Annotated in this window: 8 protein-coding genes and 1 pseudogene; 7 read left to right on the top strand and 2 right to left on the bottom strand. The window is 70.1% G+C overall.

Annotation, left to right across the window (positions count from 1 at the left end; genetic code table 11):
• A partial coding sequence (locus IEZ15_RS42290) for a putative T7SS-secreted protein (protein ID WP_373302762.1) occupies nucleotides 1–3360 on the bottom strand: 3360 nt, incomplete at its 3' end.
• A 158-nt stretch (nucleotides 3361–3518) separates the two neighbouring features.
• Between IEZ15_RS42290 and IEZ15_RS42295 the strand changes: the two genes are divergently transcribed.
• The 7 genes and pseudogenes from IEZ15_RS42295 to IEZ15_RS42320 all read left to right on the top strand — a co-directional run.
• Entirely contained in the window at nucleotides 3519–5114 is a 1596-nt protein-coding gene (locus IEZ15_RS42295) for a LysM peptidoglycan-binding domain-containing protein (protein ID WP_189282263.1), read from the top strand.
• Nucleotides 5115–5341: 227 nt separating this feature from the next.
• On the top strand, nucleotides 5342–6232 hold the full coding sequence (locus IEZ15_RS42300; RefSeq protein WP_189282264.1) for an SCO0930 family lipoprotein: 891 nt from the start codon (nucleotides 5342–5344) through the stop codon (nucleotides 6230–6232).
• A 29-nt stretch (nucleotides 6233–6261) separates the two neighbouring features.
• Nucleotides 6262–6393: a hypothetical protein gene (locus tag IEZ15_RS46650; RefSeq protein ID WP_268250513.1), complete on the top strand. Its 132-nt coding sequence runs from the start codon at nucleotides 6262–6264 to the stop codon at nucleotides 6391–6393.
• Nucleotides 6394–6747: 354 nt separating this feature from the next.
• A complete protein-coding gene (locus tag IEZ15_RS42305; protein ID WP_189282265.1) occupies nucleotides 6748–7323 on the top strand; it encodes a hypothetical protein in 576 nt (191 codons plus the stop codon).
• Nucleotides 7324–7621: 298 nt separating this feature from the next.
• Nucleotides 7622–7996 (top strand): hypothetical protein, encoded by a 375-nt coding sequence (locus IEZ15_RS42310; RefSeq protein ID WP_189282266.1) that lies wholly within the window; start codon nucleotides 7622–7624, stop codon nucleotides 7994–7996.
• 65 nt (nucleotides 7997–8061) lie between these two features.
• Nucleotides 8062–8370 (top strand): hypothetical protein, encoded by a 309-nt coding sequence (locus IEZ15_RS42315; RefSeq protein WP_189282267.1) that lies wholly within the window; start codon nucleotides 8062–8064, stop codon nucleotides 8368–8370.
• A 318-nt stretch (nucleotides 8371–8688) separates the two neighbouring features.
• Nucleotides 8689–9471: pseudogene (locus IEZ15_RS42320) on the top strand (helicase associated domain-containing protein); the annotation flags it as partial.
• Nucleotides 9472–9735: 264 nt separating this feature from the next.
• Here IEZ15_RS42320 and IEZ15_RS42325 read toward each other — a convergent pair.
• Nucleotides 9736–11478 carry an endo-1,4-beta-xylanase gene (locus IEZ15_RS42325; protein WP_189282268.1) on the bottom strand — a complete coding sequence of 581 codons (1743 nt, stop codon included), beginning with the start codon at nucleotides 11476–11478 and terminating at the stop codon, nucleotides 9736–9738.
• Nucleotides 11479–11738 lie beyond the last annotated feature (260 nt).

Here is an 11738-nt window from a genome sequence, read left to right on the forward strand (position 1 = left end):
CCCGCCCTGCGGTCCGACCGTGGTCGGGCCGTTTCCGCCCGTACTCACCGACGTACCGTTCTGACTGACGGTCGTGACGCCGTTCGGGCCCTGGCTGACCTGGATCGGGTTGACGGTGCCCACGCTGCCGCTGATGCCGTTCGGGCCGTGACTCGCCTGGATCGGGCCATTGCTGACGGTCGTGGTGCCGTTGTTGCCGACCGTCACCGTGGTGCCGTTCGGGCCGTGGACGGTGACCGAGTGGCCGCCGCCGTGGTCCACGGAGATGGTGGTGTTGCCCGCGTTCACCGGATTCCCGGGGGTCGGCTGCGGCACGGCCGGCGGGACCGGGTTGCCCTGCGCGTCGGTGGCCGTGATGGTGCCGTCGGCAGCGACGTTGATCTCCTGGTCGCCGTGGGCGATGCTCGCCGAGCCGTCGTTGTGGACCGTGGTCGAGCCGCCGATGGTGACGCCGTCCGCGCCGTGGCTGATCCCGTCGACGTGGAACTTGCCGTTGGGGTTGATGGTGAACGTCGTGCCGTCCGGGGCGCTGAACTTGATGTCGAGCGGCGAGAAGTCGACCTTGCCGCCGGGGCCGGTGGCCGTGCCGCCGCCGTTGCCGTCCGTGGTGATCCCGTTGACGGAGACGCCGCCGTCCGGGCCGGCCGAGACCTGCGGCTGGCCGCCGGGCGGCGTCACGTCGAGGCCGCCGCCCGGCTTGGTGGTGACGGCAGTGCCGTCGGGGCCGTTGAAGGTGACCGGGGCCGCGCCGGACGGGCCCACGGCGATGTCCCCGTTCGGGTTGACCGTGACCGGCGGCTGGGTGCCGGAGGGGTTCAGGTCGAACTGGCCCTGCGGGTTGACGGCGATCGTCCCGCCGTCGGGCGTGCTGAACTTGATGTCGGTCGGCGAGAACTCCACGTTCCCCCCGCCGCCGGTGGCCGTACCGCCGCCACCCCCGTCGGTCTTGATGTTGCCCGTGGTGATGGAGCCGTCCGGGCCGACCGAGACCTGCGGCTGGCCGCCGGGCGGCGTCACGTCGAGCGATTTGCCCGGCCCGTTGAACTGCACCGTGTCGGGGGTGGGACCACCGGTGTTCACCGTGAACCCCGTGTGGTCGAGCGTGGTGGCGGGGCCGCCCGGCGTGGTGATGGTGGCGCCGCCGGCCGGGGGGATGCTGGTGCTGACATTGGTGTCGGTGAAGGTGACCGGGCCGCCCGCGTTGGCCGGGGGCAGGTTGACGTTCTGGCCGCCGCCGTCTCCGTTGACGACGCTCACGTGGCCGTTGTTGCCGACGCTGGCCTGCGTGCCGTCCGGCAGGGCGAATCCACCCCCGGGGTTCCCCGTGTTGCCGTTGAGCGTGGTGTTGCCGAAGTTGATGTCGACGTTGCCGTCGGCGGGGTTGTGGGTCGCCACCGGCTGGCCCGCCTGGGGGCCGTTGAAGACCGAGTTGACGCCGTTCGTGTTGTCCGTGGTGAGACCGCCACCACCCACCGTCGTGGAGCCGCCGTTGTCGGTCAGGGTGAGGCCGTTCGGGGTGGAGATCGTGTTGTTGTTCACGGTGAACTCCGGTGTGGGACCACCGCCGTCACCGCCGGGCGAGCTGAACGTCGTGGTGCCGTCCGGCCCCTTGGAGACCTCGCCGAACGGTCCCGAGGTCGTGAAGCCGCCGTTCGGGCCCAGCTCCGTGGAGAGCGCGGGCTTCTCCGACTGCGCGGGCGTGAACTCGCCGGCGAGCCCGCCGAGGATCTGCTCCTTCGTGGTCGGGCCCTGGACCGGGGTGCTGATCGTCGTCGTGTTGCCGTTCGAGGTGATGACGTCCCCGTCCGGGCTCTTGATGGTGTTCGTGCCGTTCGCGGTCGTCGACGTGAACCCGTCCGGTGTCGTGGTGGTCGTCGACGTCTCGGGCCCCGGGACTCCGAAGGGCAGGTCGTCGGGGGCTTCGACCTGGTCGGCCTTGGGACCGGGCGGAGTGATCTTCGTTTCGGTCTTCGCACCGTCCGGGGTCGTGACCTTCGTCTTGACCTCGCCCGTGGCGGGGTCCGACTTGGTCTGGCCGTTGATGCCGTGGAAGCCGGTCTTCTGCCCGCCCTTGGTGTCGTTGAACAGGACGTTGCCGGGTTTGAACTTGCCGTCGACGACACCGAGGCTGTTCACGGAGAACGCCTTGTCGATGTTGCTCTTGAACTTGCCCTTGGTGGTGAAGGCGTCCTTGATGCTGGTGGCGAACTTCGTCCCGCCGAACAGGGTGAGGGCACCGGCCGTGGCGGCGCCGAGCGCGGCACCCTTGGCGGCCGAGGCCGCGTCGAACTTCTTCCCGTCGATCCACGCCGTGAGCCCGCTCGCCAGGAAGCCGAGGCTGAACTCGGTGGTCACGTCGATCGCGAACTTGGCACCGAGGGCCAGACCGGGGGACGTCTTGAGACCCACGAGTCCCTTGGACAGCGGGTCGATGATCTTGCGGATGAACGTCGAGTTCTTCAGGGCCGCCGAGACCGCCCCCGAAGCGGTCCCGACGCCCTTGCCCACCTTGGCCAGGAACGGCGCGAGCTTCGCCAGCTTGCCCGCCGCCCCGACGATCTTCCCGAGCCCGCCGAGCAGCACGCCACCGGGTACGAGGGTGAGCAGGCCGATGATGATCTCACCGGCGTCGATCTTGCCCTGCGACACCATCCGGATCACCGACACCGCGAACAGGATCGCGCCCAGGATGAGACCCACGACCGGGAAGAACACGGCGACGATGCCGATGATGACACCGGCGATGATCTCCACCAGCGGGTTGTCCGCGAGGAAGTCACCGAACGCCTTCACGAAGTCCCGTGCGGGGATGGCCTGTTCGGCGGCGTCATCGAGGATGATCGTCGCCTTTTCGGACCCGTCCTCGCGCACCCGCTGCGCCATGCGGCCGAGCTCCTCGGCGGCGGACAGCGCCTCCTTCGCGGCGTTCACCTCGCCCTGCTGCGTCTGGTGTGTCTCGGCCTGCTCCGGGGTGGCGTCCGCCGCGAGGGCCGGGACCTCCGTCTTCGCGGTGGCTGCGACCTCCTGGCCCTGGTCGATGGCCCGGTCCAGCAGGTCCTGGGCGGTGGTCAGGGTGTTCGCGTACTCGTCGTAGGCGCCCGCGGCGGTGCGGAAGGAGTCCCTGGTCTTCTCCAGGAGCCCCGGCAGGTCCTTGGTGATGCGCGTCTTCAGGGCGTCCATCGCCTGGCCCTTGCCGCGGCGCAGCGCACCGTCGTCGCGCAGCAGCTCGACCGCCTCGCCCGCCCCTTCGCTCAGCTCCTGATAGGTCTTGGCCAGTGTTCTGATCGCCTCCGGGTTCCCGGGGGTCGGATCCTCCCCGAACCCGAGCACCTCCCAGCCCGTTGCATGCCGACGCGCCATGTCCAACTCCTCCCGGCTACAAGCCCGTTCGGCACCTCCTAACGGGGTGTTCGACGTTTCGGTTCAGCTCGTTGAACCGCCCCGGGGTTCCGTGCGTGTGACGGCCGACGCATCAGCAGTGCGCGTCACCAGGCCCCGTACGGAGGAGGACGAGAAGGATGCGCGACGCCCCGAGGACGACGAACGAAGCACGGCGGCCGGCGCCGTGGCGCACGACGGCACGGGTGACGGCGGTGTGCGGCCTGATGGCCGTCACCTGGCTGGCGCTGCCCGCACCGGCGCAGGCCCTGGGGTCCGTACGGGCTCCGGAATCCGTACGGGCTCTGGACTCCGCACCGGCTCCGGCCGCCGTACAGGCGCAGCCTTCCCGGGCGCTGCGGGCCGACGAGGTGACGAAGTACTACGTGGTCAAGTCCGCGCGGGAGAACGGCGGCGAGCAGGAGACGTTGTTCGGGATCGCGCAGCGCACCCTCGGCGACGGCGACCGGTTCGAGGAGATCCTGGTCCTCAACAGCGGGCGCCAGCTGCCGGACGGTTCGGCTTTCGTCAGTCCCGACCAGCTGACCCCGGGCTTCCCGCTGATCCTGCCGGAGGACGCGGACGGGGCCGGCGTGGAGTTCGGTGTCCTGCCCGAGGAGAACGCCGACGCGGCGAAGCTCCCCGCGCGCAGCGCCTCCCCCACACCCCGCGCCGCGGCCGGCCGGGGCGCGGGACCGTTCGCCGGACTGGGCGACCGGGTCGGATCGCCCTGGCTGATCGGAGGTGTCGCCGGGGTCGCCGTACTGACCGTGGTGATCGTCGCGCGGCGTCCGATCAGCCGGGCCGTGCGCGCCACCGGCTCCGGGATCGCGCGGGCCGCCCGGGTGCTGCGGCCGCGGCTGCCGCGCGGCCTGGCGCTCGCGCTGCGGCGGCGTCGGCGGGGCGCGCTCGCGCGGCGGCTCGCGGCGGACACCCGTACACCGGTGGTGGTGCGGCAGGCGCTGCGCGAACTGATCCCCGCCGACGCGGCGGAGGCGGAGCGTCCGGTACGGGTCTACAGCGTCCTCGCCGAACCCACGAAGCTGCTCGCGTCGGTGTCGGGGGCGCACACGGCACCCGTGCCGTGGACCGCGCTCGAACCGAATCGCTGGGAGCGCACCGGGCTGCCCTCCGTCATCGAGGGCGATCCGGCGACCGACGTGACGCTCGCGCTGCCGCACCTCGCCCGGATCGGGGTGAGCGAGCGGGGCGCGCAGGTCATGGTGGACCTCGGGCAGATCAACGGCGCGCTGAGCGTCAGCGGTGACCTCGTCGTCGCCCAGGACACCGTGGCGGCGCTGGTGCGCGGGCTGCTCGAACTGCCGCGGCAGTGCACGGTGGTGGTCTCGGTGGACCCGGGCGCGAGCGCCCTGCCCGGCCTCAATGGTCTGGTCCGGGTCCGCTCCGTGTCGGAGGTGAAGGGCAAGGCCCCCGAGGAGATCCTCAACTCCGCCGAGGAACTGGGCGTCGGCCTGGTGCGTGGCGCCGCCCGTACGGGCGAGGTCACCGGGTTCGTCGTCCTCCAGGACGCGCCGACCGCCGAGGAGGCGCGGGCGCTCGCGGACCTCACCGGGTCCGAGGGCGGCGGCTGGATCGTGCTGACGGTGGGCGACGTACCGGGGGCGCACTGGCGGTGGTACGCGGAGAACGACGGCAGCGTCGACCTGGGCGTACTCGGTCTGCGGGTGGTCGTTCCCACGCAGACGTTGGCCGGGGCGGGTACGGGGCGGGTCTGACGGCTCGCGACCCGGTAAAAGATTCTTCCGGGAATTGAACCTACCCGCCACAGCGGCCGTTTTCACAGCGATACTGCCCGGCCAGAAGGAATTCCGGGACCAGAAACTCCGCCCCGGCAGTCGGCCGACTCCTCCCCTGCTGCCGGGGCGGGCCATTACTCAGCACTTCAGCATTCAGCACTTCAGCGAAAAGCAAATTCTCCAAGACTTCCGAAAGAGGGATACCCATGCGTAAATTCACCTGCGTCCCGGTCGTATTCACACTCGCCGCGGTCATGCTGACGGCGGCCTGCACAAGCTCCCAGGGCACGGCGGCGACCACCACCGGCTCCGCCGGGCGCGCCGCCGCGACGGGCAACGGTGCGCAGCCCTCACAGGCGGGCCGCCTCAGCGTCTGGAAGAGCCGGCAGTTGGGCCCGGTCGTGACGGACGGCGCGGGCTTCACCCTTTACCGCTTCGACAAGGACACGGCGAAGCCGCCCGCTTCCAACTGCGCGGGCGACTGCGCCGCGGCCTGGCCGCCGGTGCTCGCCGACGGTGCGAAGGCGGGCCGCGGCGTGGACCCCGGGCTGCTCGGCTCGGTGAAGCGCGCGGACGGCACGAGGCAGCTGACGCTCGCGGGATGGCCGCTGTACCGCTACGCGCAGGACACGGCGCCCCGGCAGACCCGTGGGCAGGGCGTCGGCGGTACCTGGTTCTCGGCCGCGCCCGACGGCACGAAGGCAAAGGCACAGGCGCAGGAGGCCCCGAGCGAGCCGAAGGACCTGCCCGCCCTGTCCACGGTCGACGACAAGGAGCGCGGCACGATCGTCCGCGACGGCAAGGGGCGTACGCTCTACCGCTTCACCAAGGACACCGCCTGGCCGATGAAGTCCAACTGCCGGGGCGCCTGCCTGGAGAAGTGGAAACCCGCCGGGCTCGTCGACAAGAAGAACATCAAGGGCATCGACCCGAAGCTGCTCAGCCCGTACACCCGCTCCGACGGCACGAAGCAGCTCAGCATCGACTGCTGGCCGCTCTACTGGTACACCGGCGACGAGAAGCCCGGCGACGCCAACGGCCAGGGCGTGAACGGCACTTGGTTCACCGTGCGGCCCAACGGCAAGCTGGCCAAGTAGTCGCGCCGGCCCGGGGAGCCGAGGCAGCGGTGGCTGACGCCTGCCTCGAAGACCTGCGCGGGAAGCTCGGCGAAGGCACCTGGAACCGGGCCCTGGACCAGGTCACCGATGCCGACCGCGATCTCATCGCCCTGTCGCTGACCGGAGAACTCGACACGTGACCACCGCCATCGAACTCGACCCCTACCTTCTGCCTCTTCCGGAACCCGGCAGTCCTGTCGTCCTCCCGCATCGCGTGGTCGCGCCGCACACTCACCAAAGTGGCCGCTACGGGGAATCCGTCTGGCCCCTGGCCCCGTTGCCGGCGAAGCCCAGCGCGACCACGGCCACCATCCAGTGGCAGCGCTGCACTGCGGCCTTCGAGGACGAGCTGCGGCTGGCAGCCTGGACCGTGATCAACGGTGAGCTTCGGCCGACGTTCCTCACCGAGCGGGGAACCCGTCTGCGTTCCCGCCTCGGCAGCGAACGGACCAAGGCCGCGGTGACGGACTGGTTCAACTTGGCGAAGTGGCTGGATGACCGGGGGGATCAACACCCTCGCGCACTGCGACAGGGGTGTCCTGCACGAGTACGGCCAGCACTGCCGCGACAAGGGCATCGGCCGCAGCCGGGCCCAGAGCAACCTCAGCTCTCTGACCCGACTGTGGGCGTTCGACCAGCTCAGCGCCCGTCCCTCGGGGATCGGGCGTCCTCCGTGGGACGAGCTGGGGGCGGACGACTATCTGCCGGCGGCGACCTCCACCGGCGGCGAGAACGCGACCGAGCCCCTGGCCGAGGCGACCATGGGTCCCCTGTTGATCTGGGCGATGCGGATGATCGACGATCTCGCCGACGACATCCTCGCCGCCTGGGCCGAGGCACAACGGCTGATACAGATCGCCGGGACCGCCCCCGGCACCCCGGCCGGGGAGGCTGCCCTGCGGGCCTTTCTCGACCCGCTGATCGTCGCCAAGGCTCCGCTGCCGGCCCGCCTGCACCGCGGCAAGATGATGCTGGCCCGGAACTACATAGGCGGCATCACCGGCGCGTCCGCCCGTCAGATCCACAGGGTCGCCGAGCGCGAGGGGCTCGCCCTCTGGCGACCCCGGTGACCGGCCGGATCGCCGGACGCCCCTGGCGGGAGGCGATCGATTTCGCCGAGGCGGCCACGCTGATGCGGCACCTGGGTACGGCCGCCTTCATCACCTGTTCCTTTTTGACTGGAATGCGTCCCGGGGAGGCCCTTGGCCTGCGGACTGGATGCTGCCCGGACCCGGAGCCTGACGAGGACGGCAGGATCGGGCCCGAGCAGCGGCCCGGCAGATAACCGACCGGATGGGCGGGCTGCTGGGACCCTCCGCCCGCCGGAGACTGGAGGTGCGTACTTTTCATGCCTTCTTTCTCGAGCTCGTGCGCAGTCACAGTCAGCTGCTGCTGGCCCGCGTCGGCCAGCACCAGAGCGAGGCTACGAACGCGCGGTTCACGGTGTTCCAGGCCCTGGCCGCCGTAGGAGTAGCGCCCGAGCAGGCGGACGAGATCGTGTCGCAGCTGGAGGCCGGGGCGGTGGCCGGGGCCCACACCTGGATCTCCGAGAGCAGCGCCCCGCACGGGTCCGAGCAGCGCTTCGAGGACGGCTGGTTCGCCGGTGTCCGCGCGGTCGCCAGCGACCTGCTGCGCATCGCCGACACCACCGCCGCTCAGCGCGGGCACGCCACCTCCAGCGCCCTGCTGCTCGCCCACCTCCAGCAGCCAGCCTCCCCCCGCCCCGAAGGAGGCTCCCGGTAGAGGCCCCGGCCCCGGAGCTCGACGCGAGGGAGGTCCTGGCGGCGGCGCAGCGGTGCACGTGGGCCTTGGCCGACCCGGGAGACTTCCTCATCCCCGAGGCATCGGACGAGATCCTGACCGTGGCGCTCAGCGCCGTACGCGACGGGCCGGGTACGCGCAGCGCCTGGAGGCGTTCGCCGAACAGCACCGCGAGCGCCTGGAAGAGCTGCTGCGCGCGTACGGGCCGGGCAGCACGCCCGCCTCGCACGGCCGCTACATGCTGGCCGGTCAGCCCGAGAGCCCCGTTCCTCATGCGCGGCCGGTGGGAGTTGGAGGACGTCCTGCTGGACGACCTCGAGTTCGCATGGGGACCGCCCACCCGCCTCAGCCGGTGAGCAAGCCGGGAACGAAAAGTGGGGCCGGACAGGGCGATCCTGTCCGGCCCCACTGCTGTGCGGTCAGCCGAAGTTGAGCGTGTCCGGGGGCGGGGAGGGAGTCGGACGCTGGTGTCACGCCGCCGACGGTAGCCGGTCAGACGCCCTCCTGGCCGCTACCAGAATTCTCAACACAACTGCGGGATTCTCATCAGGCTTGCGGTACTGCAGGTCAAGGCCCCGATCGGCGTGGAAAAAGCACACCGAGGCATCTCTCAGTCATCTGCAGCTTCGCAGGTCATAGCGATTCCTCTACCGCAACACAGATGAGAACTCACAGCCGGAATGGTGTGGGAACCGGGCGAAGAGGCATGGGAGAACAAGCTCGCCGCGCTCCGGTCCTACCGGCGGGCCACGGGGCACCTCGCGCCGCGTCAGGACGCGGTCTGGGGCGAGGGCGAGACGATGGTGCCGGTCGGGCAGCACATGGCCAACCTCCGCCGGAAGGGACAGAAGAACGGTCTGGGCAAGGACCCGGAACGGGCGGCGGAACGCGCGGAGCAGTTGACGGCGATCGACCCGGACTGGGACTGCCCGTGGCCGCTGGACTGGCAGCGCCACTACCGGGTGCTCGCGGACCTGGTCAACGCCGACGGTGTCCTGCCGGCCATCGAACCCGGGGTGCTGTTCGAGGGGGACGACCTGGGCAAGTGGCTGGAGCGGCAGAAGCAGCCGGGCACCTGGGCGCAGCTGTCGACCGAACAGCAGGAGCGGCTGTCCGCGCTGGGCGTGCAGCCCGCTGAGGCGCCATCTCCCTCACCGGCAACCAAGCGCGCGGCGAAGGGTCCGGACAAGGCGAAGCAGGCGTTCCAGCGGGGCCTGGCGGCCCTCGCGCAGTGGGTGAAGCGGGAGGGCGACCGGCCGGTGCCGCGCGGTCACAGCGAAGAGATCACGATCGACGGCGAGACGGAGCCGGTGGTCGTGAAGCTGGGCGTATGGGTCTCGAACACCAAATCGAGGCGGGACAGGCTGGCTGCCGGTCAGCTCGCCGCCCTCGCGGAGCTGGGTATGGACTGGGCAGGGGCGGTGACGATCCCCCAGGCCGCCCCGGACAGCCCCTGATCGTTTCCTGAGCGGTGACTGGACCCGGGTCTCTTGAGGCCCGGGGTCCAGTGCTGCATCAGAACTCTCGAACCTGAGACAGCATCACCTGCCATGAGATAAAGCCCCACGACAGCGATCCCCCACCCAGATCTCTCGCCCTATGACAATGGCAACCCCACCACCGACACCCCACTGACCAGCGCTGAAAGACCACAGGCCCAAACCAGCGCTACTGACTCTCACTACCACCGACACCAAACCGAGAGATCGCACCCTGATGCCTCACGCCTCGTCAAAGGCCTCGAGCAGGCGCTCGTACGCCAGCTTCGGCCGCAGGGCCGCGTCCCACGGCAGGGAATCGGCCGTGCGCGGAGGATAGATCTTGGTGTCGGCGGTGGAACCGTACCGGTCGGTGAATCCCCATGTGGAGAACGATGTGCAGTTCGGCTCCTCCAGGCAGACCCGCAGCTTGCCCACCATCTCGTCAGCCTGGGTCTCCCGCCCGTCCTCCTCGTCCTCGCCTATGGGGACGTCCATCTCCGACACCCGCGCCTGGACCCCGAGCTCCGCCAGATCCCGCACATGGCTGCGGAAGGTCTCCGGGTCGATGCGGTCGCCGGGTGCGTACTCATGGTTCTGGAAACCCACGCCGTCGATCGGTACGCCCCGTTCCTTGAGCCGCTTGACCAGATCGTAAAGGGCGTCCCACCGCTCGCCTTCCTCCTCGACCCCGTACTCGTTGAGGAACAGCCGTGCCTTCGGATCGGCCCGGTGGGCGGCCCTGAACGCCTCGTCGATGTACTCCTCGCCCATGGCCTCGAACCACGGGCTCTGCTCGGAGCGCAGACCAAAATCCCCGTTGGTGTAGCTCTCCTCGTCGTCGGACATGGGCTCGTTGACCACGTCCCATTCCGCGACCTTTCCCTTGAAGTGACCGGCGACCGTGGCGATGTGCCGGAGCATGGTCCGGCGCACCTCCTCGGGATCGTCGTTCTCCCGCATCCAGTTGGGCAGAGCCTCGTGCCAGACGAGGGTGTGCGCATGCACCTTCATGTCGTTTGCGCGGGCGAAGCGTACGAGTAGGTCCGCGTCGCGGAAGTCGTAGACGCCCCGGCGCGGGTGGAGGAACTGTGGCTTGAACGCGTTCTCTGGAGTGAGCATGGAGAACTGGCTCCCCGCGAGCGCCCGGTAGCCGGAGTCGGTGAGCAGCGGGTTCTCGGCTAGGGCGGCGCCGACGTCGAACGGCCGCCCCATGTCTGCGGCCCGCGCACGCAGCGAGTCGTCGGACTGCTCCTGGCGTAGCTGCGGCGCCTTGATCACGCGGAGCGAGTCACCGCTCTCTGCCCGCGCGATCAGCTGCGTCAGACGCCATCCCTCGCGGCGCTCGTCTTCGCCCGCGTCCGCCTCCAGACCGAACCAGACAGTGCCCTCGGCGAACACCCCCGGGTCCTGCACGGTTCCCAGCCGCCGCCCGTCGGCTTTCACGCGGAAGGTGTCACCGATGCTTGACACGGCGAGCGTCACCGTCCCGGAGCAGCCGCAGTCGAAAACCTTGGAGGTGGCTGGCTCGTCGCCCTCGCCGTCCCATATCTGTACCTTCACTTGTCCGTCGGCGGTCACGCCGACGCGGAGTGAGGGCCGCTCCTGCCGCCACTCGTCGTAGATGACCGGTACCCGTCCGTACAGCCGCAGCCATGAGTCGCCGTCACCGTCGCCCACACCGGACATGCGCGCGGTGACGGTGAAGTCGCCATCGGACCTCAGATGCGGGCCGGCCAGGTTCAGCGGGGGATTGGGCTGGCCGCCGGAGGAGTCCTGCTCCACGATGTGCCGATCCGATGCGCTGACCCGCAGGATGTCGTTCCGCGCGGTGGTGCCCGGCATCTGCGTCCAGTCGTGGTTCCGCAGCAGGTCTTTGTCGTTTCCGCCGTCCGGCCCTTCGCCCTGCCCCGTACACCCGGCCGCCACCGCCATGACGAGCACCACGGCGGTCAGTCGCTGCCACGTCCCCCCGCCAAGATTCACGATCCCTCCAACTTTCTTGCCGAGAGACGAGATCAACATCTCGAAACCGGGCCATAGTTCATCACACATGAGGTACGGCGGGGCCAGGGCGGCGGTGAGGTGGTCGATCTGCCCCTGGAGTTCCCCGGCACGGGCGGTGGCCGCCTCGTGCTGGGGCCGGAGGTCGGCGAGGAGTTCGGTGACGTTCACGCGGCCAGCCCGAGACCGTCGCGCCAGGCGGGGCTCGGTGTGGTCAGGCGGCGGGTCATGTTCGCGGTGGA

The organism is Streptomyces atratus (genome assembly GCF_014648655.1).
Taxonomy (GTDB): domain Bacteria; phylum Actinomycetota; class Actinomycetes; order Streptomycetales; family Streptomycetaceae; genus Streptomyces; species Streptomyces atratus.